We start from the raw sequence: 25,727 nt of genomic DNA on the forward strand, positions 1-25,727 counted from the left end.
CCCTCGCTGGAAGGATTGACGTCCGTGGCGACGTTCGTTGACCGGGTCGTCCTGCACCTGCAGGCCGGCGATGGCGGGCACGGTTGTGCCTCGATCCACCGGGAGAAGTTCAAGCCGTTCGGCGGCCCCGACGGCGGCAACGGCGGGCACGGCGGCAGCGTGTCCCTGGTGGTCGACCCGCAGGTGACGACGCTGCTGGACTTCCACTTCCGCCCGCACGTCAAGGCCGAGAACGGCAAGGGTGGCGCCGGGTCGAACCGGGACGGCGCGAACGGCCGCAACCTCGTGCTCAAGGTGCCGAACGGCACCGTGGTGCAGGCCCCCGACGGCACGGTCCTGGCCGACATGGTCGGCGCCGGCACGACGTTCGAGGTGGCCCGGGGCGGGCGCGGCGGTCGGGGCAACGCGTCGCTGGCCAACGCCCGGCGCAAGGCCCCCGGCTTCGCCGAGCTGGGCGAGCCCGGCGAGCAGCTCGACGTGGTGCTGGAGCTCAAGAGCGTCGCCGACGTCGGGTTGGTGGGCTTCCCCTCGGCCGGCAAGTCGTCGCTGATCTCGGTGATCTCCGCCGCCAAGCCGAAGATCGCCGACTACCCCTTCACCACCCTGGTGCCCAACCTGGGCGTGGTCCGGCTGGACAACCACACCTTCACCGTCGCCGACGTGCCCGGCCTGATCCCCGGCGCGGCCACCGGCAAGGGCCTCGGCCTGGAGTTCCTGCGGCACATCGAGCGCTGCGCGGTGCTGGTGCACGTCATCGACACCGCCACGCTGGAGCCCGGCCGGGACCCCGTCGCCGACATCGACACCATCGAGGCCGAGCTGACCGAGTACGGGGGCCTGGCCGACCGCCCCCGCCTCGTGGCGCTCAACAAGATCGACGTGCCGGACGGCCGGGACCTGGCCGAGATCGTCCGCCCCGACCTGGAGGCGCGCGGCTTCCAGGTGTTCGAGGTCTCCGCGGCGACGCGCGAGGGGCTCAAGGAACTCATGTACGCCATGGCGGAGCTGGTGGAGCAGGGCCGCCGGGCCGCGCCGCCGGCCGAGGCGACCCGGATCGTGATCCGGCCCCGGGCCGTCGACGACGCCGGCTTCACCATCGAGGCCGCGCCGGACGGCGCCTGGGTCGTGCGCGGTGTCCGTCCCGAGCGGTGGGTGCGGCAGACGAACTTCGACAACGACGAGGCCGTCGGCTACCTGGCCGACCGGCTGGCCCGGCTGGGCGTCGAGGAGAAGCTCGGCAAGGCCGGCGCGGAGCCGGGCGACCTGGTCCGCATCGGCGAGCGCGAGTTCGACTGGCAGCCCACCCTCTACGCGGGCGCCGACTTCATCCCCGGCAACCGGGGCACCGACGTCCGGCTGGAGGAGAAGTCCACCCGGGCCTCGGCCGCCGAGCGGCTGGCGGCCCGCAAGGCCCGCCGGCAGCGCCCGGAGGACGAGGTCGAGGGCACCGACGCCGACCTCTCGGACGACGTCGACCCGTCGGACGGCTTCGACGAGGCCGGGCCGGCCCGGGAGGCCCGCCCGTCCGACGGGCCCGGTCCTTCCCCCGAGCTCGACCCGTCCCGCAGCGCGGCGGCGGGCGACGCCAACTAGCCCGCCCCGGCGGGCGATGCCGAATGGCCCGTCGCGTTCCGTGAGCGGGTCGACTGCCGGAAACCTGCCGGAAATCCCCGCCACCTAGCGTGGCCTGATGCTGATCGAGTCACGTCCCGCCACCGACCCGGAGATCGACGCCCTGGTCACCGCCCAGCAGCGCGAGCTGCGGGTGGCCGACGGCGGGCTGGACGGCCAGGCGACCGTCACCCACGACGACATCCGCTACCTGGCGGTGGTCGCCGACGGGCGGGCGGTCGCCTGCGGCGGGATCCAGGGGATCGACGCCGGCACCGGCGAGGTCAAACGGATGTACGTCCGCCCGGCGTACCGGGGGCGGGGCATCGCCCGGCAGTTGCTGACCGCGCTGGAGGAACTGGCCTTCCAACAGGGGTACGGGGTGGTGCGCCTGGAGACTGGCACGTACCTGCCGGCCGCCATCGCGCTCTACACCTCCAGCGGGTACGAGCCGATCCCGGTCTACGGCGAGTACGTCGGCAACCCGTACAGCGTCTGCTTCGCCAAGCGGCTGCGCGTGCCGGCCTGACGGTGCCGGCCGTCAGTCGCCGGTGTGCGCGTGTTCGGCGGTGACCGGCTTCGACTCCGGCGACGCGTGCTGACGCAGGAAGATGCTCAGCACGATCAGCGTGCCGACCGCGAGGAACTCGCTCTGCCAGTTCTGCATCGACTGGAACCAGAACTCGCTCGTGCCGAGGAAGTCCCACACGCCGATGGGTGGCGCCCCGCTCTGCAACGCCTGCTGCTCGTTGTACTCGGCGGTGCCGCCGAACAGGTGGCCGCCGAACGAGCCGGCGAAGATCAGCAGCAGCGCGAGGGAGAGGCTGTTGCGGTAGACGACCAGCGGCAGCCCGCCGGCGCGTACGGGCCAGGGGGAGTCCGCGGTGGCCCGCCGCTCGTCGTCCTCGGGGCGGTCGGTCTGCCCCACCGGCTTCGACTCCGCCGAGCCGCGCTGCACCAGGTAGGCGGTGAGCAGGACGTAGCCGCCCATCTGGAGGAACTCCGACTCCCAGTTCTCGAAGACCGACTCCATGAAGTGCCCGCTGCCCAGGTACGCCGCCCAACTGGTCGGGGCGGCCCCGAACTCGGCCAGCTCCTCGTTGTGCGTCTGCCACCCGAACACGCTCTGCAGCACCAGGAAGACGAGGAACGCGCCGAACATCGCCACCGTCAGGGCGTTGTCACGCAGCCACTTCGGCATGAGGACCTCCTCGTCGACCTACCTCCGACGTCCGTGCCCGCAGGTCACGGCAGGTAAACACCGCGCCCGGCGGGTCGTCAGGGGCGGTCGAAGGGGGCGTCCGGCCGGGTGCCCGTGCCGACCTGGTTGGAGAGCAGCAACCCGAGGGCGAGCATGCCGAAGCCGAGGACCAGGTGCAGCCAGTTGTCGGCGTCGTTGACCGGGATGAAGTTCGCCGCGCTCTCCCGGTCGATCGCGAAGCCGTACAGCCACAGGCCGAGGTAGAGGGCGCCGCCGCCCGCGAGGAAGACCCGGGCCCCGGCGACGCTGCGCGCCATCAGGAGGCCGGCCAGCCCGAAGCCGAGGTGCAGGGCGTTGTGCAGGATCGACACCTGGAACAGGTCGAGCAGCCGGGCCTCGGAGTGGTGGCCGGCGAACGTCATGTCGCCGTAGCCGGTGGTGATGCCGGGGATGAACCCGAGCACCCCGATCAGGGCGAAGATCCCGGCCGCGGCCACGGCGGCGAACTGCACCCGCTGCTTCGGGGCCCGCGCTGCGCCGCGTGCGTGCCGTGCCATCGATTCACCTCCGTGGACCCGCGGAACGCCCTGCCCGCGGCGCCGGCTGGCGAGGGGTGGGCGTCACTGTGTGCGACGGATCCGCCACCCGATCCGGCGATCCTCCATTTTGTAGCGGCCCGGCGCGGGCGCGCAGGGAAAGTCACGAACGAGGTATGGAACCGGCGACGCAGGGTAGGTCAAGAGATGCGACGGCAGGAACGGCCGGCGCATCCCCCCAGCACAGACCCGCGAAGACTTTCCGAGCGGAAGGGAAATCATGACCTACGATCTGTCACCCACGACTTCCACGTACGGGCAGGAGTCGACCAACGGCAGCGGCGCCCGCGAGCAGGCCCGTCAGGTCGGCTCGGAGGCCAAGCAGGCCGGTGGCGCCGTCGCCGAGACCGCCAAGGAGCAGGGCCGGGAGGTCGTCGGCGAGGCGAAGCGCCAGGCGCGCAACCTCTACGGCGAGGCCCGCAGCCAGCTCGCCAGCCAGACCGGTGAGCAGCAGCGACGGGCCGCTGGCGGGCTCCGCTCGCTGGCCGACGAGATGCGCTCGATGGCCGACCAGGGCGGCCAGGCCGGCCCGGTGAGCGAGATCGCCCGCCAGGCCGCCGACCGGGTGCACGGCGTGGCCGGCTGGCTGGAGCAGCGTGAGCCCGGCGACATCATCGCCGAGGTGCGCTCCTACGCGCGCCGCAACCCGGGCACCTTCCTGGTCGGCGCCGCCGTGCTGGGTGTGCTCGCCGGCCGGCTGACCAAGAACATCTCCGCCGCCGGTGACGACCAGGGCAACGGCTACTCCGCGTACAACCCGGGTGCCGGCTACGACCCGGAGCGGACCGCGGTCATCCCGACCCCGCCGGCCCCGCGCGCGGTGCCGGACGCCGTGCCGCCGGGCGGCTACCTCGACCCGACCCCGGGCGCGTACGCCGACCCGCAGACCACCACCAGCTACGCCGACCCCGCCGGTGGCGTGGGCCAGCCGCTGCCGCCGGTGACCCAGACCGACCCGCTGCCGGGCGTGCCCTCGACCGGGACCCCGCGTCCGTGAGCCTACGAATCACCCGAAGGGAGGCGGCGGCATGAGCATGCCGACGCAGGGGGCGGGGCTGGACTCCGGCTACCACCCCCACGACGCGGACGAGGTCAGGGGCAGCTCGATCGGTGAGCTGATGCGCCAGGTCACCAGCGACCTGTCCACCCTGATGCGGCAGGAGGTCGAGCTGGCCAAGGCCGAGATCCGCCAGGAGGGCAAGAAGGCGGGCAAGACCGCCGGCTTCTTCGGCGGCGCCGGCTTCGGCGGCTACATGGTGGCCCTCTTCCTCTCGCTGGCCCTCTGGGCCGGGCTGTCCAACGTGATGGACGCCGGCTGGGCGGCGCTGATCGTGGCCGTCATCTGGGGTGCGATCGCCGCGGTCCTCTACTCCAAGGCCAAGAAGAGCGCGGAGCACATCCGCGGCCTCAAGCAGACCAACGACAGCGTGCAGCGCATCCCCGACGCGCTCAAGCCCCACCCGCAGGAGGTCACCCGATGAGCACCGACCCGGACCAGATCCGCCGGGAGATCGAAGCCACCCGGAACAACCTGAGCTCCGACGTGGACGCGCTGGCGTACAAGGTCAGCCCCGCCCGCATCGTGGACGACCGCAAGCAGCGGGCCCGCAACGCACTGCAGAATGTGAGGGACAAGGTGATGGGAAGCGCTTCCGACCTGGGTCACAGCACCAAGCACGGCGCCCACGCGGTGGGCGGCCACGCCTCCTCGGCCGCCTCGACGGTGAGCGACAAGGCCCACTCGGCCGCCTCGACGGTCGGCGACAAGGCCCACTCGGCGGCCTCGACGGTGAGCGACGCCGCGCAGCGCGCCCCGCACGTCATCCGGCAGAAGTCCGAGGGCAACCCGCTGGCCGCCGGCCTGATCGCCTTCGGCGTCGGCTGGCTCGCCTCCTCGCTGATCCCGGCCACCAGCCGCGAGCAGCAGATGGCGTCGCAGGTCAAGGAGAAGGCCGGCGAGCACGCCGGGGTCGTGAAGGAGAAGCTGGGCGAGGTCGCCACCGAACTGAAGGAGGAACTGCGCGAGCCGGCGCAGCACGCCACCGAGTCGGTCCGGTCCACCGCCCAGGACGCGGTGCACGCCGTCAAGGACGACACCCGTTCCGCCGCGCACGACGTGAAGGACCATGCGCAGCAGTCCCGCGAACAGGTGCGGTACTGACCAGCCCGGTCACCGTACGCCGCAGCTCGCGGCCACTCCCGGAGCACCGTCCGGAGAGTGGCCGCGAGCTGTCGTGTGCGTCCCGGGCGCGTACCGGCGCGGGGACTCAGCGCAGGTGGCGGCGGAGGGTGCGTTCGAAGTGGGCGGCGCGGCGCATCCGGCCGCCGGCGTAGCGGACCCCGCCGAAGAGCAGGCGCCGGCCGACGGCGAGCCAGGCGCACACGCCGCGCTCCAGCACCCAGAGCGGGGCCGCCAGGGCGGTCGCCGGCGGGAAGACGGTGGTGCCCCCGCCCCGGCGCCGGCCCGCCTCGGCGAGCGCCACCGTGGTCGCGGCCGCCCCGAGCAGCAGCCCCGGCCGCCGGTTCGCGACCGCCGCCGCCAGCGCCGGCAGGACCGCGAGCGAGGTGACCAGGCGGGCCGGCTGGGCCAGGTCGTCGTACGCCTGGCGGACCCGCTGGCCCAGGAAGTGGGCGGTGCCGGGCGGCAGCCGGCGTACGTGCAGCCAGGCGGGCGCCGCCTCGGTGCCCCCGTACGCGCGCACCGTACGGATCAGCTCCAGGTTCTCGAAGAGCACGTCCGGGTCGTACCCGCCCATGGCGAGGAAGGTGCTCCGGCGTACCGCCAGAGTGCCGGGGTAGTCGGCGCCGAGCGCCCGGTTGAGCAGGGTGCGCCCGGTGTCCCACCACGCGTGCCAGGGCAGCGGGTCGAAGTAGTTCTGCGGCCGGACCAGGTCCACCCGGTCGAGCAGCCCGTGCACGACGCGCAGCCCCGCCTCGTCGTACCGGACGTCGTCGTCGGCGATCACCACGTGCTCGTGGCGGGCCGCGCCGACGCCGGTGAGCACACCGGTCACCTTGCCGTTGACGCCGCGCAGGGCGGGATCCGGCCGCAGGTGCCGGACCAGCCCCCGCCAGGCCCGCGCGTGCCGGTCGAACACCTCCGGCGGCGACCCGTCGACCACGGTCACGTCGACCAGGGCGCTCAGCCGCCGCAGGTAGCCGGTCAGTTCGGCCAGCCCGGCGTCGCCGGTCCAGCGCAGCGGCAGCACGTACGCCAGGGGAAGCCGGCACCGCTCGGCGCCCGGCGGCGGGGCCGTGCCGCCGCCGAAGACGGTCGTGCCGCCGTGGTCGGGTGCGACGCCGCCGTCCTCGGCAGTGTCGCCACCGTCTCCCGGCGCGGCGCCGGGCGGTCGGGCCGGCGCGCTCACGCCGGTTCCGGCCGGCGGTACACGGAGACGTGCTCGCGGCTGTGGTCGGTGAACGGGCGGCCAGACCAGTCCTCCCAGCGGTGCTCGCGGCGCAGCCCGGCCAGTTCGGCCATCAGGTCCAGCTCCGCCGGCCAGGCGTAGCGGTGGTTGGCCGGCAGCAGGTGCACCCCGCCGTTGGTGAGCCGGACCTTCGTGGTGGTCATCCGCTGCTCGGCCGGGTGCAGCAGGGCCGCCTCCAGCAGCACCACGTCCTCCGCCACGCGCACCGGGCGCAGCGCCCCGCCGGCGCGGAAGGCACCCGGGTCGGGCACCCACGCCTCGACGACGAACCGGCCGCCGGGACGCAGGTGGGCGGCGGCGTTGCGGAAGCAGGCCACCTGGGCGGCCTGGTCCGGCAGCGCGAAGATCGTGTTGAACGCGAGCACCACCAGGGCGAACTCGCCGGGCACCCGGGTCCCGGTGAAGTCGCCGACGGCCACCTCGACCGCGTCCCCGCCTGGTTTGGCGCGCAGCCCGGCGGCCATCTCCGGGGAACCCTCGACACCGGCGACGCTCAGCCCCCGGGCGGCCAGCGGCAGGGCCAGTCGGCCGGTGCCGATGCCGAACTCGCACACCGGACCGCCGTCGGCCAGTTCGGCGAGCCGCTCCACCGCCGCGTCCGGCGTCAGGTGCGCGTACGTCTCGTCGTAGACCTCTGCGGCGTGCCGGCCGTACTCGCTGGCGTCGAAGGACACGGTGCCTCCCGGTGACGGTGGGTGCCCGCAGCACGTGCCCGGTTATCGGGCGGCCAAACCGGTGTGTCGTTTCGGCGGTTGCTCCCGTGTCGTTCAGGCCGTGCGACGGACGTTGGTGATCAGGAACCCGCTCGGCGGGAGCGCCGGCATCGCGCGCAGGCTCAGCGCCAGGTTCTGCGGTGGCACGTCGTACCGCATCGTCGTGGTCAGGTTGGTCACCGCCCGCTTCATCAGCTCGATCGTGATCCACTCTCCGGCGCAGCGGTGCCCGGTCAGGTGCCCGCCGCCGCCCTGCGGGACGAGGGCGAACGGGTCGCCCCGCCAACCGGTGAACCGCTCCGGACGGAACCGCTCCGGCTCCGGCCAGAGCGCCGGGTGGTGGTTGGTGCCGTACAGGTCGAGCAGCACCCGCCGGCCGCGCGGGAAGTGGTGGCCCTGCCAGTCGAACGGGCGGCGCACCCGGGCGGCGGCCACCGGGAAGAAGGGGTAGTAGCGGCGTACCTCCTGCACGAAGCTCTCGGTGGCCTCGTCGCTCTCGCGGACCCGCTGCCGCCAGGCCGGGTGGTCGTGCAGGGCCAGCGCGGCGAAGACGACGAAACGGTCGACGGCGACCGTGGGGCGCAGCACGTTGAGCAGTTCGACGGCCGCGATCCGGCGGGGCAGCAGCCGTCCCCGGTCGTCCCGGTGCTCGGCGATCACCCGTAGCGCGCTGCCCTCGGGGGCGGGGAGCGTGCCGGCGCGCTCGCGTTCGACGACCTGCCCGATCCAGCGCTCGCCCCGGCGGCGGCCCCACCGGCCGCGCCAGTGCTGGAGGCCGAGGGCCGCCGGCCCTTCGATCATCGCGTGCAGTTCGGCGGTACGCCGGTGCACCTCGGAGTCCGCGAGCGGTACGCCGGCCCAGGCGCAGACCGCGCGGGTCAGCATCCGGGCGATCTCGTCGTAGAGCACCACCGGCCCGCCCGCCTCCCAGGCCGGGACGCGGGCCCGCCACTCGTCGTCGAAGAGCTGCCCGAGCTGCCGGATTGCGGCCGGCGTCATGATCGACATGAACATGGCCTTGCGGTCGGCGTGTTCCGCACCGTCGAGGCCCTGCACACCACCGCGGCCGGTCAGGGTGCGCTGCGCCCGCTTCGGCATCGCGCCCGCCCGGACGAAGCGTTCGGGGTCGTAGAACAGCTCCGCCGCCGACCGGCCGCGCAGGCAGATGGTGGGTTCCAGCAGCAGTCGGGCCTGGAAGATGTCGGTTCCGTGGCGGTCGCAGCGCCGGCCGACGAAGCGGTAGCCGTCGCGCAGGAACGCCACCGAACTGTCCGGGCTGCGCTCCGTCGGGATGGTCGCCATCGGGCCTCCTGACCGGGGTGGCGGCCGTTTGCCGGCCGGGTCCTGTCCGTACCTCTGCGTCTACCCAGGCCGGCGTTCCTGAACCCCGTCGCCACCACGACGTGGCTCGCGGCCACCCGCGTGGGGAGGGGCCAGCGGATGCCACGTCTGCTGGCCCCTCCCAGGGACGCGGAGAGCTGGTTTCCTCGGGGGAGTGGTCCGGCCGGGCCGCCGGCGGCAGGTCGCCGGCGACCCGGACGGACCACCGGCGGCCCACCGGAGGCGGGGCCGCCCACGATCGTCACGGGGAGGACGCATGCGCGACAACAGGCCCGCGTACTGGGGTCAGCGGCAGGCGCGGGAGGCGCTCGGCACGGCCCGGGATGTCGCCGGCACGTCATTGATCACGGCCGCGCGCCGGCCGGCCCGGCCCGGGCGGTTCTTCACGGTGCACCTCGGCTTCACCGCCCCCGATCTGGCGTCGGCCCGGGAGTTGGCCGTCGGCTACGCGGAGGCGCTGAGCGTGCTCCGGCCGGAGGTGGCCCTGGGCGCGTCGGCGCTGTCCCCGGCCGAGGCGTGGCAGCAGGCCGAGCGGCTGTTCTGCGGCGCTTCCGGCCCGGACGGCGAGCGCTGCGCCGACGTCGCCAACCACCCCGGTTTCCACCACGCCCCGGGGCCGGGCGGGCTCGGCTGGGGCGACGGCGACTAACGCGTCGATCGAGCCCCGGCTCGGCCCGGCCGCGCCCCTGCGGTGCGATCCACGGGACGCGCGGTGCGATTCACGGGACGCACGGAATTAGCTTTCGTGGGAATCGCGCGGATGGCTCATCCGGACGTCGGAATCCGCTTCTTGAGGAACTGATCTCAAATCTCGTTTCGGAGCAACCTCTTTGGCTGCGCCGGTTTTGTGGCTTTTTATCGACCCAATCCGCACCGCTGTCGGTGCCGAAAGGTCGTCCCCAATCACCAATGCCGGAAGTACCTCGTTTGTTCACCGAGGCATCCGCGCCAGGTAACGGGGAGGTTAACTCCCCTCTGGACGGACACATCCGATCCGGCGAGTTCGGGGGAATCGCACATGCACGTGATGCTGGCCTGGTTCGCTGACGACAATCTGTCGGACAGCGCCCGGAGCACCGCCAGGCAACGCTTTGAAACGGCCGTCGCGGACCTGGTGCCCCACACTTTCGTACGACACGAATTCGGCGCCGACGACTGGGGCGTGACCGTCCTGCACCGCAGCGACCAGGGCCCCTACCGGTGGCCGACCGTCGACACCGTCGGGCCGGTCACCGCCGTCTCCGTCGGGCTGCCCGTGGGGGTGGACGTCACGGGCGGCCCGGCGGCGCTGGCCGGGCGCCTGCTGGCGGGCGAAGAGGTGCACCGCGAGGTGGTGCCGCCGTTCGGCCTGCTGGCCCTCGACGCGGCCGGGCGCTTCGCCCTGCAACAGGACTGGATCGGCATGTGCCGGGTCTTCACGGGCGGAGCGGGCGGCCTGACGGCCTTCTGCACCCGTCCCGGCCTGCTGGCCGCGTTCCTGCACGGCGACCCGCGGCCCGACCTGGACGGCTGGGCGTCGTACACCCTCTGCGGGCACTTCGGCGGCGACAGCTCCCCGGTGGCGGGGGCCCGGCTGCTGCGCCCCGGTGAGCGGGTGACCGGCCGCCGGCGCGACGGCGGCGGGTGGGAACTCGTCACCACCACGCGATACGCCACCGACGACGTCGTACGCGACGGGCTGGCGGCGCAGGACCGGCCGGTGGGCGAGCTGCTGGACCGGGCCGCCGAGGCCATCACGACCACCGCCGCCGGCATCCACGGCCTCTACGACGACGACATCACCCTGGGGCTGTCCGGCGGGAAGGACTCCCGGCTCATCGCCGCTGCGCTGATCGCGGCCGGCCGGACCCCCCGGTTCCTCACCAACGAGGACACCCGGGCCGAGGGCGAGGTCGCCCGCGAGCTGGTGCGGATCCTGCGCGACAAGCGGGGGCTGCACCCCGAGCACACGCTCCGGCTCGCCGGGGCGCGCGCCAACGTGCTCGGCACCGGCCTGCACGAGCGGGCCCGGCGCCTGCAACGGCTGACCGACCACCAGTTCCCCTCCAGCTACCTGGTGCGCCCCGCCGGCCCCGGACGCCTGGTCGACCAGGCCAGCCCCGCCACGTTCACCGGCGCCGCCGGCGAACTCGCCACCGAATACTGGTATCCCCCGACCGACGACGGCGAGCCGTCCCTGCGGGAGACCACATTGGCCCGGCTGCTGAACGCCGTGCCGGCGGGCGTCGCCGACCCGGCCGTGGTCACCGCCGAGCGGGAGCGCATCGGCGTCCTGCTCGACCACGGCAGCGGGCTCGGCCTGCACGACCTGCGCCTGGTCGACTACATCTACCTGGTGGAACGGGTCCGCCGCTGGTACACCTCGGCGTACGCGATCGGCATGGTCACCCCGTTCCTCTCGCCCGGCTTCGTCGCTGCCACGTTCGCGTTGACGCCCGGGCAGAAGCGCGAGCGGCTCATGCACACCGGGCTGATCGCGCGGCTGGTGCCCGAGTGGGCGCAGGTCCCGTTCGTCAGCGTCTCCACCGGCCCGTCCACCGCCACCCGGGTGTGGGAGGGCGACGGCCTCCAGGCCATGGCCGAGCTGCTGGACACCGCACACGGCCCGCTGACCCACCTCGTGCGCCGGCCCGCCGTGGAGAAGGCGCTCCGCACCGCCGCCCGGGGCGGCCGGCCCGATCAGCGGACGCTGCAACAGTTCACCTGGCTGGCGCTCGCCTCCGAGCGGCTCGAACCGGGCACCACCCGGCCCGCCACCGGTGCCGCGTACGTCCGGATCACCGCGCCTCCGCAGCAGCGTCAGCCGGCCGGCGGCGCGGTCGCCCGGCTGCGCTGGATCAAACGCACCCGGCTCGGTGGCCGGCTCTGGTCGGCCGTGGCCAGGCGGGTGCGGCCCCGGCCACCGGCCGAGTGAGCGGCCGCGCCCCGCCCGACCGGGCCCCGCGCCCCGCCCGGCCGGGCCGACCGGGCGGGGCGGTCGGCAGTCAGTCCAGGTCGAACTCGCCGTCCTGGGCGCCGGCGACGAAGGCGTCCCACTCCGCCTGGGTGAATACCAGGACCGGCCCGTCCGGCTCGGCGGAGTTGCGCATGCCGATCAGGTCGTCGACGAAGGCGACCTCCACCGCGCTCTCGGAGGTGTCGCCCTCGGCCCGCTGCCAGACCGCCCGCGAAAGGTCGAAGTCGCCCTTGGGGTGCGAAGCCATCGTTCAGTCCTCCAGTGCCACGGGTGATGGGGGAGACACGTACGGTTCCCCATCGGGCAGGATAAGCGGATGCCGAGCCTGACCCGTGTAGAGGCGACCGCGCGTGGCGCGGCGATCACCGTCGACTCCTATCAGGTGGACCTCGACCTGACCGGCGGTAACGAGCGCTTCCGTTCCGACGTCACCATCCGCTTCCGGGCGGTCCCCGGCGCGCAGACCTTCGTCGAGGTCCAGCCCGCGAAACTGCTGGCCGTACGCCTCGACGACCGCGACGTCGACCCGGCCACGCTGGACGACAACCGGCTGCCGCTGACCGGGCTCGCCGCGACCAACACGCTCACCGTCTCCGCCGAGATGGCGTACTCGAACACCGGCGAGGGGATGCACCGCTTCGTCGACCCGGCCGACGGCGAGACCTACCTCTACGCGATGTCCTTCCTGGACAACGCGCAGCGCATCTTCGCCGCCTTCGACCAGCCCGACCTCAAGGCCCCGGTCACCCTGTCGGTCACCGCCCCGCCGCACTGGGTCGTCGCGGCCAACGGCCAGCTCGCCGCCACCCCGCGCCCCGGGCGCTGGGAGTTCGCTCCGACGGCGCCGCTGGCCACGTACTTCGTCTCGCTGATCGCCGGCCCCTGGCACGTCCGGCGCGGCGAGCACGACGGCATCCCGCTCGGCGTCTACTGCCGGCGCTCGCTGGCGGAGCACCTGGACGCCGACGCCGAGGAGATCCTGACCATCACCGGGCAGTGCCTCGACCGGTTCCACCAGCTCTTCGCCGAGCGCTACCCGTTCGGCAAGTACGACCAGGCGTTCGTGCCGGAGTTCAACGCCGGTGCCATGGAGAACCCGGGGCTGGTCACCTTCCGCGACGACTACGTCTTCCGCTCGGCCGTCACCGACACCGAGCGGGAGCAGCGCGCCACGACCATCGCCCACGAGATGGCGCACATGTGGTTCGGCGACCTGGTCACCATGCGCTGGTGGGACGACCTGTGGCTGAACGAGTCCTTCGCGGAGTACCTCGGCACCCGGGTGACCGCCGAGGCGACCCGCTTCGGGCAGGCCTGGACGACCTTCGCCCTGCGGCGCAAGGCCTGGGGCTACGCGGCCGACCAGCGCCCCTCGACCCACCCGGTGGCCCCCGAGGAGGTCGCCGACGCCGCCGAGGGCCTGCTCAACTTCGACGGCATCTCGTACGCCAAGGGCGCCAGCGTCCTGCGCCAGCTCGTCGCCTGGCTCGGCGACGACGCATTCCTCGCCGGCCTCAACGCCCACTTCGCGAAGCACCGCTTCGGCAACGCCACCCTGACCGACCTGCTCGGCAGCCTCGCCGCAGCCGCCGGGCGCGACCTGTCCGGCTGGGCCGACCGCTGGCTGCGCTCGGCGCAGGTCAACACGCTGCGCGCCGAGGTCACCGTCGACGCCGAGGGCCGCTACACCGAGGTGGCGATCGGGCAGAGCGCCCCCGACTCGCACCCGGTGCTGCGCCCGCACCGCATCGGGGTCGGCCGGTATGCCGCCGACGGGTCCGTCGCCCGGGCCGAGGTCGACCTCGACCCGGACGCCGACGGCGGTCGGACGGTGCTGACCGGGCTGACCGGCGAGCCGGCGGCCCGGCTGCTGCTGCCCAACGACGGCGACCTGACGTTCGCCAAGATCCGGCTGGACCCCGCCTCGGCGGACGCCGTACCGCTGGTGCTGCCCGGCCTGGCCGACCCGCTGGCCCGGGCGCTGCTCTGGGGCGAGGCACTGGACGCCGCCATCGACGGGGAACGCCCGGTCGCCGGCCTGGCCGCCCTGGTCGCCGCCGCCCTCCCCGCCGAGACCGAGGTGATCATCGCCGAGGACGTGCTCGCGCTCAGCCGCTCGCTGGTCGACCGCTACCTCGACGCGCCCGCCCGCGAGGCCGCGCTGGCGCAGGTCGCCGCCGCCTGCCGGAGACTGCTCGACGGGGCCCCGGCCGGCGGCTCGCTCCAGCTCGCGGCGGCCCGGGGCTGGATCGCCGCCAGCACCGACGCGGCAGGCCTGGCCGGCTGGCTCGCCGGCCGGGACGTCCCGCCGGGGCTGGCGGTCGACGCCGAACTGCGCTGGGCGCTGCTGCTCCGGCTGGTGGTGCTCGGCGCGGCCGGCGCGGCGGAGATCGCCGCCGAGGCCACGGCCGACCCGAGCGCCGCCGGCGCCGAGCGGGCGGCCCGCTGCCGCGCGGCACTGCCCGACCCGGCAGCCAAGCGGGCCGCGTGGGAGATCGTCGTGTCGAACACCGAGCTGTCCAACCGGCTCGTCGAGGCGACCGCGGAGGGGTTCTGGCAGCCTGAGCAGGCCGAGCTGACCGCCGGTTACGTGGCGCGCTACTTCGCCGAGATGCCGGCCGCCGCGCGGTCGCGTACGCCCTGGGTGGCCGACCAGGTCGCGAAGCTGGCCTTTCCCCGCTACGCCGTGGCGCAGCCCACCCGGGAGGTGGCCGCGGCGCTGCTGGCCCGAGACGACGTCACCCCCGGCCTGCGCCGGGTCGTGACCGACGCCGACGACGACCTGCGCCGCGCCCTCGTCGCCCGGACGGCGGTCGCCGCGGCGGCGGCCTGACGCCGTCCGCCGGACGGGACGGTCCGGCGACCCCGGGCGGTCGCCGGTTCCGTCCGGCCTAGGATCGCGGGGTGGAGGAAGACATCCGGCGGGTCGGGATCATGGGCGGCACCTTCGACCCGATCCACCACGGGCACCTCGTCGCGGCCAGCGAGGTGGCGGACCGGTTCGGGCTGGACGAGGTGGTCTTCGTCCCCACCGGCCAGCCGTGGCAGAAGGCGGACGAGCCGGTCAGCCCGGCGGAGGACCGCTACCTGATGACGGTCATCGCCACCGCCTCCAACCCACGTTTCCAGGTCAGCCGTGTCGACATCGACCGGGGCGGGCCCACCTACACCGTCGACACCCTGCGCGACCTGCACGCCGAGTACGGCCCGAAGGTGCAGCTGTACTTCATCACCGGAGCGGACGCGCTGGAGCGGATCCTCTCCTGGAAGGACCTGGACGAGATCTTCGAGCTGGCCCACTTCATCGGGGTGACCCGGCCGGGCTTCGAGCTGACCGACGCGCACCTGCCGGCCGACACGGTGAGCCTGGTGCAGGTCCCGGCCATGGCCATCTCGTCCACGGACTGCCGGGCCCGGGTCGCCCGGGGCGAGCCGGTCTGGTATCTGGTGCCGGACGGTGTGGTGCAGTACATCGCCAAGCGGCGCCTCTATCAGTCGTGATTCGCCCCGGTTAGGGGCGTTCCGGGCGGGTAACGCGCCAGAACTGACGAGTCGGGATTCCACCGGGTATGAGACGCTTGGAGGATCGCACGGTTGATCGAAGGAGAACGGTGACAATTTCCGAACGCGCCCACGAGTTGGCTCTCGCCGCCGCCCAGGCCGCGGCCGACAAGAAGGCGCAGGACATCGTCATCATCGACGTGGGCGACCAGCTCGCCATCACCGACGCGTTCCTGCTCGCCGCGGCTCCCAACGAGCGTCAGGTGCTCGCCATCGTCGATGCCATCGAGGAGCGGCTGCTCGAGCTGCCGGAGAAGGCCAAGCCGGTCCGGCGCGAGGGCGAGCGGGGCGGCCGGTGGGTGCTGCTCGACTACGTCGACATCGTGGTGCACGTCCAGCACACCGAGGAGCGCGAGTTCTACGCCCTCGACCGGCTCTGGAAGGACTGCCCGACGATCCCGTTCGTCGACCGCGACCTCGTCGACGCGGAGTCCGGCACCGGCTCCACCAGCGCGGAATGACCCGCCTGATCATCTGGCGGCACGGCAACACCGACTGGAACGCCGCCAATCGCGTGCAGGGGCAGACCGACGTCCCGCTGAACGACCTGGGCCGCGAGCAGGCCCGCAACGCCGCGTCCCTGCTGGCCGGGCTGCGGCCGGACGCCATCGTGTCCAGCGACCTGAGCCGCGCGGCGGACACCGCCGCCGCACTGGCCGCGCTGACCGGGCTGCCGGTGCGCAACGACCCGCGACTGCGGGAACGGCACTTCGGGTTGTGGCAGGGGCTCGCCCGCGCCGAGGCCGCCGAGCGCCACCCCGCCGAGTTCGCCCGCTGGCGGGCCGGCGACCCGGACCCGGGCGCCGGCATCGAGACCCTCGACGACCTCGGCAAGCGGGTCGGCGCGGCCCTGTCCGACGCCGCCGACGCCGTGCCCGGCGGCACCGTGGTGGTGGCCACCCACGGCGGCGCGGCCCGCCAGGGCTGCGGTCACCTGCTCGGCTGGGAACACGCCGTCCTGCGCACCGTCGGTCCGCTGCAGAACTGCCACTGGACGGAACTGCGCCACGACGACACCCAGGGCTGGCACCTGCGCGCCCACAACGTCGGCCTGATCGGTGTGCCGGCCACCACCGAGCCGGTCTGACCCCGGCGTTCCCCGGCCACATCGGCTAGCGTGCCGGGCATGCCCGTCGCGGTCGTCACCGACTCCACCGCCTACCTTCCGCCCGAGTTGCCACGCGCCCACCGGCTGACGGTGGTGCCGCTGACCGTCGTGCTCAACGGCGCCGAAGGGCTGGAGGGGGTGGAGACCACCCCGGCCGACGCCACCCGGGCGCTCGGCGGCCGGCGCGTCTCCGTGAGCACCTCCCGCCCCGCGCCGGAGCAGTTCGCCCGGACGTACCGGGAGCTGTTCGACGCGGGCGCCGACGGGATCGTCTCGGTGCACCTGTCGGCTGAGCTCTCCGGCACCGTCGAGGCCGCCCGGCTGGCCGCCGCCGGCTTCGACGACCGGGTCGCCGTAGTCGACAGCCGCTCGACCGGCATGGGCCTCGGCTTCCCCGCCGTCGCCGCCGCCACGGCCGCCGAGCGGGGCGGGGACCTGTCGGGCGTACGCGACGCCGCGGTCGACGCCATCGCCCGTACCAGCATCTGGTTCTACGTCGACACGCTGGAGTTCCTCCGCCGGGGCGGCCGGATCGGCGCCGCCGAGGCGCTGCTCGGCACCGCCCTGTCGGTCAAGCCGATCATGCACATGCCGGACGGGGCGATCGTGCTCAAGGACAAGGTGCGTACCGCCAGCCGGGGCGTGGCGCGGCTGGTCGACCTGGCCGTGGAGGCCGCCGGCGACGCCGACGTCGACCTGGCCGTGCACCACCTCGCCGCGCCGCAGCGGGCCGAGGCGCTGTTGGAGGCGCTGCGGGCCCGGCTGGGCGACCGGCTGCACGACTCGTACGTCTCGGAGGCCGGCGCGGTCGTCGCCGCGCACGCCGGGCCCGGGCTGGCCTGCGTCGTCGTGCACCGCCGGCCGCCGGCCAGCGGCTAGGGCGTCCTGTCGTTCACGATCTCCGTGGATCACGCGGGGCAGCGCCGACACCCGAGCGGATGCCATCGTGACCCGATGAAGGACGACCTGCACAGTTACCTCAGGGGCGGCCGGGACGCGCTGCTGTGGAAGCTCGACGGGCTCAGCGAATACGATGCCCGCCGCCCGCTGACCCGGACCGCAACCAACCTGCTCGGTCTGGTGAAGCACGCGGCGGCGATGGAGATCCTCTACCTCGGCGTCGTGTTCGGCCGGCCGTTCGAGCGGGAGCTGCCGTACGTCGCGGCGACGCCGCCGAGGCCAACACCGACATGTGGGCGACCGCGGACGAGACCCGCGAAGAGATCGTCGCCCTGTACCGTCGCGCCAGCTCCCACGCCGACACCACCATCGAAGCCCTCGCGCTCGACGACGTCGGCCGGGTGCCGTGGTGGGGCGATGCGACGGTCACACTGCACCGCGTCCTGGTCCACGTCGTCGCCGAGACACAACGGCACGCCGGCCACGCCGACATCGTGCGCGAGCTGATCGACGGCGCGGCCGGGCTGCTGCCCAGGAACGACAATCTGCCACCCGCCGACGAGCCGTGGTGGCGGGACCACCGCCAGCGGGTGGAGCAGGCCGCCCTCGACGCCGGCAACCGCGGCACCTAGGTTCCTGTCGCTCCGGGCAGTCGCACGGCGGCGATGAGGACCGGGCCGGCGCGCAGCAGAAGGCGCGTCGACGGGGGCAGGCGAGCCGTCCCGGTCCCGATGCGCATCCTCTTCGCCGCGCCAGCGGTGGGCTTCGGGCGCTACACCCTGGCTGAGCTGTGGTTCTTCGCCGCCCTAGCACATCGCGTGCATGATCAGGCGGTTGTCCACAAGCGGCGCCGTCATCCACAGCCGGCCCCCGGCCGGCCGCGCGCCCCGGGCTCGCGGACCTAGCTTCGCGTCGTGCCAGAAGACGAGGAGACGGTGGTCCGGGAACGGCTGCGCCGGCTGGTGGCGGGCCGGCCGTCGAGCGCCGTACGGGCGCATCCCGGCGGGCCCGCCGATCCCCTGGAATGGCCCGGCGAACCCGCCGTACCGTCCGACGACCGTCAGGGGCCGGCCGGGCTGACCGGCGATCATCGGAGGCCCGTGGGGTTGTCCGTCGACCGGCCGGGCCCGGCCGCGGAGCCGGTCGTGGCGCTGCCGCCCCGCACACCGGCGTCGCCAGCCGGCGCGGCGGCGCTGCCGGCGCCCGACCCGCCGGCCCGCGCCCCGGGGACGGCGTCCCGGTTGCCGGGGCCGGGGGCGTTCGACCCGGGCCGGCGGGGGGTGCGGGCGCTGGCCGTCGTCGCGGTGCTGGTGGTGCTCGGGGCCGGCTTCTGGGCCTGGCGGTCCCGGCCGCAGACCGAGCCGGTCAGTCCGGTGGCCACGGCGGAGGCGTCCGGGGCTGCGGTGACCGGCCTCGCGGAGCCGGCCGCCACCGCCGCCGGAGAGCTGGTCGTCGCGGTCGCCGGGAAGGTACGCCGCCCCGGGCTGGTCCGGGTGCCGGCCGGCGCCCGGGTCGCCGACGCCCTGGCGGCGGCCGGCGGGGCGCTGCCCGGGGTGGACGTCGCCCTGCTCAATCCGGCCCGCAAGGTCACCGACGGGGAACTGATCCTGGTCGGCGTCACCGCGCCGCCGGGCGCGGCCTCCCCGCCCGGGGCGGCGCCCGGCGGTGCCCCCGGAGCCCTTGGCGCCGGGGGCCGGCTCAACCTCAACACCGCGACGCTGGCGCAGCTCGACGCGCTGCCGGGCGTCGGGCCGGTGCTCGCCCAGCGCATCCTCACCCACCGCGACCAGCAGGGCGGCTTCCGCTCGGTCGGCGACCTGCGCCAGGTCGACGGCATCGGCGACGCCCGCTACGAGCAGCTCAAGGACCTGGTGACGGTGTGACGGCGCGCGGCGTGCCCGGCCCGTCCGGCCCCGAGGCCGCCGGGGGTGAGCGGTCCGCGGCGGCCATCGACCTGCGGTTGGCCGGCCTGGCGGTGGCCACCTGGCTCGCGGCGTTGGCCGGGCTGCACCTGACCGTCGGCCGGACCCTGCTGCTGGCGGCGGTGGCTGCCGGCGCGGCAGGGCTGGGCGGGCTGCACCTGTCGGGCGTCCTCGGGCGGCCGGCCGGCCCCGTCCGGCGGTACGGCTGGATCGCCGTCGCCGTGCTGCTCGGCGTGGTCTGCGGCGCGGCGGCGACCGCCGCCCGGCTGTCCGTCCGCGACGCCGGACCGGTCCGCGCCCTGGTCGAGGAGCGCGCCACCGTCACCGCCGAGCTGGTCGTCCGCGACGACCCCCGTCCCGTACGCGGCGTCGCCGGGCGTCCGGCCACCCTGCTCGTGCCGGCCGAGCTGACCGGGTTCACCGGCCCGGACGGGCGGCGGGTCGCCACCCCCGCCCGCGTGCTGGTCCTCGCCACCGATCCCGGCTGGCGGCGGTGCTGAGCGCTGCCGGCCCGCCATCGCCGCACGGGGCCGCCCCGTCGCCGCAGCGGGCCGCCGGGTCGTTGCGCGCCGGTCTGCAACGCGCCTGCGTGCCGCTCCCCGACGAGCAGGGCGGGCTGCTGCCCGGCCTGGTGGTCGGCGACACGAGCCGGCTGCCGCCCACGGTGGAGGAGGACTTCCTCGCCACCGGCATGACCCACCTGAACGCGGTCTCCGGCTCCAACGTGGCCATCGTCGTCGGGGCGGTGCTGCTGCTGGCCCGCTGGGCACGGGCCGGGCCGTGGCTGGCCGCCGGGCTCTGCGGGCTGGCCCTGGTGGGCTTCGTCATCCTGGTCCGGCCCTCGCCGAGCGTGGTGCGGGCCGCCACCATGGGCGCCATCGGGCTGGCCGCGTTGGCGGCCGGGCGCCCCCGGGCGGCGCTGCCCGCCCTCTCCGCCGGGGTGGCCGTGCTGGTGCTGGTCGACCCGGAGCTGGCCGGCGACGCCGGTTTCGCGCTCTCCGTGCTCGCCACCGGCGGCCTGCTGCTGCTCGCCCCGAGGTGGCGCGACGGGCTGCGGCGTCGGGGGGTGCCGGCCGGGCTCGCCGAGGCGTTGGCCGTACCGGCCGCCGCGCAGCTCGCCTGCGCCCCGGTGGTGGCCGGGATCTCGGGCACGGTGAGCCTGGTCGCGGTGCCGGCGAACCTGCTCGCGGTGCCGGCCATCGCGCCCGCCACGGTGCTCGGTGTGCTGGCGGCGGCGGTGTCGCCCCTCTGGCCGGCCGGGGCGGAGTTCCTCGCGTGGCTGGCCAGCTGGCCGGCCTGGTGGCTGGTCACGGTGGCACGGCACGGGGCGCGGCTGCCGGCGGGCACGCTGCCGTGGCCGGGCGGAGCGACGGGCGCCCTGCTGCTCACCGGGCTGACCGTCGCGCTGCTCGTCGCCACCCGGCACCCGGTGGTCCGCCGGTTGGTGGCGGTGGTCGTCGTCGCCGTGGTGGCCGGCACGCTGCCCGTACGACTGGCCGCCCCCGGCTGGCCCCCGGCCGGGTGGGTGGTCGCCGCCTGCGCGGTCGGCCAGGGCGACACCGTGGTGCTGCCGGTGGCGGCCGGCCGGGCGGTGGTCGTCGACGCCGGGCCGGACCCGGGGGCGGCGGACGGCTGCCTGCGGCGGCTGGGCGTACGGGAGGTCGCGCTGCTGGTCATCAGCCACTTCCACGTCGACCACACCGGCGGCGTCGCGGGCGTGTTCCGGAACCGGCCCGTGGGCGCGGTACTCACACCGCAGTGGCCGGAGCCCGCCGCCGGGCGGGGACTGGTCCTGGCCGAGGCCGCGGCGCACTCCGTCGACGTTCTGGCGGGCGCGGCCGGCTGGCGGTACCGGGAGGGTGGCGTCGAGTTCACCGTCATCGGCCCGTCCCGTCCGTTGCGGGGCACCCGGTCGGATCCCAACAACAACTCGCTGATGCTGCTCGCCACCGTCTCCGGCGTACGGATCCTGCTCGCGGGGGACGCCGAGACCGAGGAGCAGCGGGCGCTGCTGGACGACACGGCGCCGGGCGGGCTGCGGGCCGAAGTGTTGAAGGTCGCGCACCACGGATCGGCCTACCAGGACCCGGCCTTCCTGGACGCGGTCCGGCCCCGGATCGCCCTCGTGCCGGTGGGGACGGGCAACACCTACGGGCACCCCAATCCGGCGGTGCTCGGGCGGCTGGCCCGGGGCGGGGCGCGGGTGCTGCGTACCGACACGGAGGGGGACGTGGCGGCGGTGCTCGGCGGGGCCGGCCTCGGGGTGGTGACGCGCGGCACGCCGCCCGGCAGGCAGCCGTAGAAATCGATGCCGATTATCGGCTTTAGCGGTGGATTGAGGTGAATGTCTGGATTTGCACTGAGTGCGGGCTCCGCCGCCGGAGTGCCGACGAGCAGACTGGATCAGGCCGCCGGCCGTGCGAATATGGGCGGCGTGACCGCCGCCAGCCTCGCTCCTATTCTGCTCGTCCTCGGCGACGAGGAGCTGCTCGCCACGCGCGCGGTCACCGAAGCCGTCGCCAAGGCGCGCGCCGTCGACCCCGACGTGGACGTCCGCGAATACCAGGCCGGCGCGCTCCTCGTCGGCGAGATCGCCGAGATGCTCAGCCCCTCCCTCTTCGGTGGGCGGCGGGTGCTGGTGCTGCGCGCCGGCCAGGACGCCCGCAAGGACCTGGTGGCGGCCCTGCTGGCGTACGCGAAGAACCCCGACCCGGACGTGCAGCTGGTCGTGCTGCACCTCGGCGCGGCCAAGGGCAAGGCGTTCGCCGACGGGCTGAAGGCGGCCGGCGCGACGGTGGTGCCGGCGGCCAAGCTGAAGGGGCACCGTGAGCGGGTGGCCTTCGTCCGCGACGAGATCCGCCGGGCCGGCGGTAAGTGCACCGACGACGCCGCCGAGGCGCTGATCGCAGCGGTCGGCAACGACCTGCGCGAGCTGGCCGCCGCCTGCTCCCAGCTGATGGCCGACACCGACGGCCGGATCGGCGCCGACACGGTCTCCCGCTACTACCGGGGCCGGGTCGAGGTGACCGGCTTCACCGTCGCCGACGCCGCCATGGTGGGCGACGTGCCCGCGGCGCTGGAGGCGCTGCGCTGGGCGCTGCACGTGGGGGTCGACCCGGTGCCGATCGCCGACGCCATCGCCGACGGCGTCCGCACCGTGGCCCGGGTCGCGTCCGCCGGGCGGGGCGACCCCTTCCAGTTGGCGAGCACCCTCGGCATGCCGGCGTGGAAGATCAGGTCCGCCCAGCAGCGGGCCCGTGGCTGGACGCCCGAGGGACTGGTCCAGGCGATGCGGGCCGCCGCCGAGTGCAACGCGGCCGTCAAGGGCGGCTCCGACGACCGCGCGTACGCGCTGGAGCGGGCCGTCTTCTCGGTCGCCGCCGCCCGGCAGGGTGGCGCCCGGTGAGTGGATCGCCCCGCGGCTCGTGGGCCACGATCCCCGCCGACGAGGAGCGTTACCGTCCGCTCTACGCGCGCGTACTCGGGCTGCGTTTCGTCAACCCGGGCGGGGTGCTCTGCTTCCTCTTCTTCGAGGGCGCCGTCGCGCTCGCCGCGCTGCTCGCCCTCGCCGAGTTGGTCACCTGGTGGGCGGTGCTCATCCTGCCCGCCACGGTGGCCGCGATGGTGAAGCTCAACGACATGGTGGCTGCGGCGGTGGTCCGGTCCGCCGCCCTCGTACCCGAGCAGGAACGGGACCGCTTCCGTCAGCAGATGGAGCCCGTGGTCGGGCGGGCCAGGGTCGACTGGGTCAGGCACAGCGTGCCGGGCGTCGTCGTCACCGTGTCGTCGGCGCCGCGCGGCGCCCGGGTCGTGGGCGACCGACAGGTGCAGCCGCACCCGCGGCACGGCACGGGGGAGCGGGACGGTGGCCGCGCGGACGCCGAGTTCGGCCCGCAGCGCGCCCACCCGGATCCGCTGGGCTGACGCCCGGCCGCCGGCCGAAGGTCGGGCACGGCACGCGACGACCGACCTGGCGACCGCTGGGTGCCCGCAGTCCGATGGCCCACCCGGCGACGCCCCGCCTGAGGCCTTGCAAGGAGCGCCCGGGGTCGCCCCGCTTGAGATCTTGGAAGGAAACGGCCCTGATGGGGGCCCGTTTCCGCCAAGATCTGGCGTGCGAAACGACGGCACATCCGCAGCGCAGCGCACCGTCAGGACCAGCGGGAGCGGCGTGGAACGCAGACAGCCGGAAGCCCCGGGTCGTGCCCGGGGCTTCCGGTCAGGTCTTCAGGTCGCCTCGTCAGGCGGAGAGCGACACCACGCGCTTGGCGATCGCGGACTTGCGGTTCGCGGCCTGGTTCGAGTGGATCACGCCCTTGCTGACCGCCTTGTCCAGCTTGCGCGAGGCGTCGCGCATGAGGATGGTGGCCTTCTCGACGTCACCGGCCTCAGCAGCCTCGTTGAACTTCCGGACGGCGGTCTTCAGCGACGACTTGACCGACTTGTTACGCAGCCGGCGCTTCTCGTTCTGCCGGTTGCGCTTGATCTGGGACTTGATGTTCGCCACGCGACAGCCTCGTCTTGATAGCTCGGGTTGGTCTGCTTCCGCGCGCGACGAGCATGCGTCATCGCTGCGCGAAGAGCCAGGTTACCAGGTCGCCCGGGACGAGCCAAAACGGCTCGGTCTCCGCCCTGGCCGGCGGGCTTCCGCTCAGGTCCAGCCCTGCCGCCGGGCGAGCCAGCCGAGTGACTGTTCGCCGCTCCACCGCTGGTGCGCCGGCAGGTGCGGCGACGCGGTCCGCGGCGTCGAGGCGGCGGTGGTGAGGAAGTAGCCGGACAGGGCGGCGAGGGTGGCGTCCAGCGCGTCGGGGGGCGCGCCCGCAGCCGCCGGGTGCCGGGCGAAGAGCGCGTCGGCGTCGAGGCCGTCGGCGTACGCGGTGAGCAGCAGGGTGACCAGGTCGAACCAGGCCGGCCCCCGGCAGAGCCACGTCCAGTCGCAGAACCAGGCCCGTCCCGCCCCGTCGATGAGCACGTTGTCCAGCCGCAGGTCGCCGTGGATCAGGCCGGTCGCGCCGGCGGCGTACGCCGGGAGGCGGGACTCCAGCGCGACCAGATCGGGCAGGCGGTCCCGGACGGGCGCGGGGAGCGGCGGGGCCGGCTCCCGGCCGGCGGCCACCTCGCCCCACCAGAGGATGTCGTCGCGGGCCAGGTCGGCGAGGTGGGGCGGCCCGAGCCCGAGCAGTTCGGCCGGGGCGCCGGCCAGCGCGGCGGCGACGTCGGCGTACCCGGTCAGGGTCGCGGCCAGCTCGGCCGCGTCCCAGGGCAGCCGGGGCGTGTGCCCGTCGACGGCGTCGAGGCAGAGCGCGAACCAGCCGGCCTCGTACAGCGTCCACCGGGGGCGGGGCGCCGGCAGCCCGGCCGGGAGCCGGTCGAGGATCGCGGCCTCCCGGGCGTACCAGTCGACCAGTCGCGGATGCTCGGCGGTGGCTGCGGCCTTCACGAAGGCCCGGTCGCCGGCGGCGGTGCGGAGCACGGCGGCGAAGCCGCGGGTGAAGCCGGCCCCGGCGACCCGCGCGGCGACCACGGGCGCGCCGAGCCGCTCGCCGATGGCGGTACGCAGCGCCGCCGGCAGCGTCGCCCACGGCGGCCGGTGGGCGGTCGCGTGGTACGGCACGGGAGGCGGGGACGGCGACGTCACGCCACCATGCTGCCGGGCCGCCCGCCGCGCCGCACCCACCGCACCGCCCCGGCGTCCGGTGCCCGCGCGTCAGGTCACGCCGCCGGGCCGCCCGCCGCCCGTCGCACCGCGCCGGCACGGCCCCGGAGCCCGCGACCCGCCGGGTGGTGCCGTGGCGGGACGGGGGCGGCGGCGCGGTCTGCCAGACTGCCAGGCCATGAGGACCGACGACTTCTGGCAGTTGATCGACCGGGCCCGGGCCGACGGCGGCGGAGAGCCGCACGCGGTCGCCGCGCGGGCCGTCGCCCTGCTCGCCGAGCGCGACCCGGAGGACATCGTCGGGTACGCCCGCCACCAGGCGCGGGTGCTGTCGGCCTCGCACCGGGTCGACCTCTGGGGCGCCGCCTACCTCATCAACGGTGGCGTGTCCGACGAGGGCTTCCACCACTTCCGGGGCTGGCTGATGACCCAGGGCCGGGAGGTCTTCGCGCGCGCCGTCGCCGACCCGGACTCGCTGGCCGCGTTGCCGCAGGTCAGGGCTGCCTCGCTCAGCGGTGAGGAGTTCTCGGCCGCACAGATGCTCGCGGTGCCGTGGGACGCGTACCGGCGGGCCACCGCCGCCGAGATGCCGGCGGACCCGGCGCCGGTGCCGGTGCCGGACCTGAACGACTTCTGGGACTTCGACGACGAGGAGGAGGCGAAACGGCGGCTGCCGAAGCTCGCCGCCCTCTTCGTCGAGCCGCCCGCCGAGTGACGGCCGGGCCCGCACCGGT

General features: G+C 74.7%; 25 protein-coding genes and 2 pseudogenes. 19 read left to right on the plus strand and 8 right to left on the minus strand.

Annotated elements, in window-relative coordinates:
• Window positions 1–24: 24 nt before the first annotated feature.
• Together obgE and GA0070610_RS04530 are read left to right on the plus strand one after the other, a co-directional pair.
• Window positions 25–1,593 carry a GTPase ObgE gene (obgE, locus tag GA0070610_RS04525; protein WP_231925905.1) on the plus strand — a complete coding sequence of 523 codons (1,569 nt, stop codon included), beginning with the start codon at window positions 25–27 and terminating at the stop codon, window positions 1,591–1,593.
• A 97-nt stretch (window positions 1,594–1,690) separates the two neighbouring features.
• Window positions 1,691–2,140 (plus strand): GNAT family N-acetyltransferase, encoded by a 450-nt coding sequence (locus tag GA0070610_RS04530; RefSeq protein WP_088998859.1) that lies wholly within the window; start codon window positions 1,691–1,693, stop codon window positions 2,138–2,140.
• A 12-nt stretch (window positions 2,141–2,152) separates the two neighbouring features.
• Here the strand turns inward: GA0070610_RS04530 and GA0070610_RS04535 are convergent, their stop codons facing one another.
• Window positions 2,153–2,812 (minus strand): DUF6766 family protein, encoded by a 660-nt coding sequence (locus tag GA0070610_RS04535; RefSeq protein WP_088998860.1) that lies wholly within the window; start codon window positions 2,810–2,812, stop codon window positions 2,153–2,155.
• 77 nt (window positions 2,813–2,889) lie between these two features.
• A complete protein-coding gene (locus tag GA0070610_RS04540) occupies window positions 2,890–3,369 on the minus strand; it encodes a DUF4383 domain-containing protein (protein WP_088998861.1) in 480 nt (159 codons plus the stop codon).
• A 259-nt stretch (window positions 3,370–3,628) separates the two neighbouring features.
• On the opposite strand from GA0070610_RS04540, the gene GA0070610_RS04545 reads away from it, so the two are divergent.
• The 3 genes from GA0070610_RS04545 to GA0070610_RS04555 are packed head-to-tail and all read left to right on the plus strand — an operon-like array spanning window position 3,629 to window position 5,569.
• Window positions 3,629–4,405, plus strand: a complete 777-nt coding sequence (locus GA0070610_RS04545) for a hypothetical protein (RefSeq protein ID WP_088998862.1) — start codon at window positions 3,629–3,631, stop codon at window positions 4,403–4,405.
• Between the two features lie 31 nt (window positions 4,406–4,436).
• A complete protein-coding gene (locus tag GA0070610_RS04550) occupies window positions 4,437–4,889 on the plus strand; it encodes a phage holin family protein (RefSeq protein ID WP_088998863.1) in 453 nt (150 codons plus the stop codon).
• Entirely contained in the window at window positions 4,886–5,569 is a 684-nt protein-coding gene (locus GA0070610_RS04555; RefSeq protein WP_088998864.1) for a DUF3618 domain-containing protein, read from the plus strand. Before GA0070610_RS04550 ends, GA0070610_RS04555 begins: the two co-directional genes overlap by 4 nt.
• 106 nt (window positions 5,570–5,675) lie before the next feature.
• On the opposite strand, the gene GA0070610_RS04560 is transcribed toward GA0070610_RS04555, so the two are convergent.
• From GA0070610_RS04560 to GA0070610_RS04570, 3 genes are all read right to left on the minus strand, one after another.
• Window positions 5,676–6,776: a glycosyltransferase gene (locus tag GA0070610_RS04560; RefSeq protein ID WP_231925906.1), complete on the minus strand. Its 1,101-nt coding sequence runs from the start codon at window positions 6,774–6,776 to the stop codon at window positions 5,676–5,678.
• The gene (locus GA0070610_RS04565) at window positions 6,773–7,510 is read right to left on the minus strand and encodes a class I SAM-dependent DNA methyltransferase (protein ID WP_088998865.1); all 738 of its coding nucleotides are present in this window, start codon (window positions 7,508–7,510) and stop codon (window positions 6,773–6,775) included. The genes GA0070610_RS04560 and GA0070610_RS04565 overlap by 4 nt, the downstream gene beginning before the upstream one ends.
• Before the next feature lie 93 nt (window positions 7,511–7,603).
• The gene (locus GA0070610_RS04570; RefSeq protein WP_088998866.1) at window positions 7,604–8,851 is read right to left on the minus strand and encodes a cytochrome P450; all 1,248 of its coding nucleotides are present in this window, start codon (window positions 8,849–8,851) and stop codon (window positions 7,604–7,606) included.
• Window positions 8,852–9,146: 295 nt separating this feature from the next.
• On the opposite strand from GA0070610_RS04570, the gene GA0070610_RS04575 reads away from it, so the two are divergent.
• Together GA0070610_RS04575 and GA0070610_RS04580 are read left to right on the plus strand one after the other, a co-directional pair.
• Window positions 9,147–9,539, plus strand: coding sequence for a hypothetical protein (locus GA0070610_RS04575; RefSeq protein ID WP_088998867.1), 393 nt, complete (start codon window positions 9,147–9,149; stop codon window positions 9,537–9,539).
• Window positions 9,540–10,052: 513 nt separating this feature from the next.
• Entirely contained in the window at window positions 10,053–11,804 is a 1,752-nt protein-coding gene (locus tag GA0070610_RS04580) for a hypothetical protein (RefSeq protein ID WP_231925907.1), read from the plus strand.
• Window positions 11,805–11,874: 70 nt separating this feature from the next.
• Here GA0070610_RS04580 and GA0070610_RS04585 read toward each other — a convergent pair whose 3' ends face one another.
• Entirely contained in the window at window positions 11,875–12,093 is a 219-nt protein-coding gene (locus GA0070610_RS04585) for a DUF397 domain-containing protein (RefSeq protein WP_088992395.1), read from the minus strand.
• Window positions 12,094–12,162: 69 nt separating this feature from the next.
• On the opposite strand from GA0070610_RS04585, the gene pepN reads away from it, so the two are divergent.
• The 11 genes and pseudogenes from pepN (at window position 12,163) to GA0070610_RS04635 (ending at window position 23,261) form a co-directional block, all read left to right on the plus strand.
• The gene (gene pepN / locus GA0070610_RS04590; RefSeq protein ID WP_088998868.1) at window positions 12,163–14,679 is read left to right on the plus strand and encodes an aminopeptidase N; all 2,517 of its coding nucleotides are present in this window, start codon (window positions 12,163–12,165) and stop codon (window positions 14,677–14,679) included.
• Window positions 14,680–14,750: 71 nt separating this feature from the next.
• Window positions 14,751–15,347 carry a nicotinate-nucleotide adenylyltransferase gene (nadD, locus tag GA0070610_RS04595; RefSeq protein ID WP_088998869.1) on the plus strand — a complete coding sequence of 199 codons (597 nt, stop codon included), beginning with the start codon at window positions 14,751–14,753 and terminating at the stop codon, window positions 15,345–15,347.
• Between the two features lie 110 nt (window positions 15,348–15,457).
• Window positions 15,458–15,868, plus strand: a complete 411-nt coding sequence (rsfS, locus tag GA0070610_RS04600) for a ribosome silencing factor (protein WP_088998870.1) — start codon at window positions 15,458–15,460, stop codon at window positions 15,866–15,868.
• The gene (locus GA0070610_RS04605; RefSeq protein ID WP_088998871.1) at window positions 15,865–16,494 is read left to right on the plus strand and encodes a histidine phosphatase family protein; all 630 of its coding nucleotides are present in this window, start codon (window positions 15,865–15,867) and stop codon (window positions 16,492–16,494) included. Before rsfS ends, GA0070610_RS04605 begins: the two co-directional genes overlap by 4 nt.
• A 39-nt stretch (window positions 16,495–16,533) precedes the next feature.
• Entirely contained in the window at window positions 16,534–17,394 is an 861-nt protein-coding gene (locus GA0070610_RS04610) for a DegV family protein (RefSeq protein ID WP_088998872.1), read from the plus strand.
• Window positions 17,395–17,469: 75 nt separating this feature from the next.
• A pseudogene (locus GA0070610_RS31755) lies at window positions 17,470–17,598 on the plus strand (mycothiol transferase); the annotation flags it as partial.
• Between the two features lie 107 nt (window positions 17,599–17,705).
• Window positions 17,706–18,047: a mycothiol transferase gene (locus tag GA0070610_RS31760; protein ID WP_331716498.1), complete on the plus strand. Its 342-nt coding sequence runs from the start codon at window positions 17,706–17,708 to the stop codon at window positions 18,045–18,047.
• A gap of 444 nt (window positions 18,048–18,491) precedes the next feature.
• The gene (locus GA0070610_RS04620; protein ID WP_449288796.1) at window positions 18,492–19,298 is read left to right on the plus strand and encodes a ComEA family DNA-binding protein; all 807 of its coding nucleotides are present in this window, start codon (window positions 18,492–18,494) and stop codon (window positions 19,296–19,298) included.
• Between the two features lie 11 nt (window positions 19,299–19,309).
• A pseudogene (locus GA0070610_RS04625) lies at window positions 19,310–21,639 on the plus strand (ComEC/Rec2 family competence protein).
• A gap of 123 nt (window positions 21,640–21,762) precedes the next feature.
• A complete protein-coding gene (gene holA / locus GA0070610_RS04630; protein WP_088998873.1) occupies window positions 21,763–22,743 on the plus strand; it encodes a DNA polymerase III subunit delta in 981 nt (326 codons plus the stop codon).
• Window positions 22,740–23,261 (plus strand): hypothetical protein, encoded by a 522-nt coding sequence (locus GA0070610_RS04635; RefSeq protein ID WP_231925909.1) that lies wholly within the window; start codon window positions 22,740–22,742, stop codon window positions 23,259–23,261. The genes holA and GA0070610_RS04635 overlap by 4 nt, the downstream gene beginning before the upstream one ends.
• Before the next feature lie 316 nt (window positions 23,262–23,577).
• Here GA0070610_RS04635 and rpsT read toward each other — a convergent pair whose 3' ends face one another.
• Together rpsT and GA0070610_RS04645 are read right to left on the minus strand one after the other, a co-directional pair.
• A complete protein-coding gene (gene rpsT / locus GA0070610_RS04640) occupies window positions 23,578–23,844 on the minus strand; it encodes a 30S ribosomal protein S20 (RefSeq protein WP_088998874.1) in 267 nt (88 codons plus the stop codon).
• A gap of 144 nt (window positions 23,845–23,988) precedes the next feature.
• Window positions 23,989–24,975 carry a phosphotransferase gene (locus tag GA0070610_RS04645; protein ID WP_088998875.1) on the minus strand — a complete coding sequence of 329 codons (987 nt, stop codon included), beginning with the start codon at window positions 24,973–24,975 and terminating at the stop codon, window positions 23,989–23,991.
• A 196-nt stretch (window positions 24,976–25,171) separates the two neighbouring features.
• Between GA0070610_RS04645 and GA0070610_RS04650 the strand changes: the two genes are divergently transcribed.
• Window positions 25,172–25,708, plus strand: a complete 537-nt coding sequence (locus GA0070610_RS04650; protein WP_088998876.1) for a DUF4240 domain-containing protein — start codon at window positions 25,172–25,174, stop codon at window positions 25,706–25,708.
• Window positions 25,709–25,727 lie beyond the last annotated feature (19 nt).

The organism is Micromonospora echinofusca (assembly GCF_900091445.1).
GTDB classification, from domain to species: Bacteria; Actinomycetota; Actinomycetes; order Mycobacteriales; family Micromonosporaceae; genus Micromonospora; species Micromonospora echinofusca.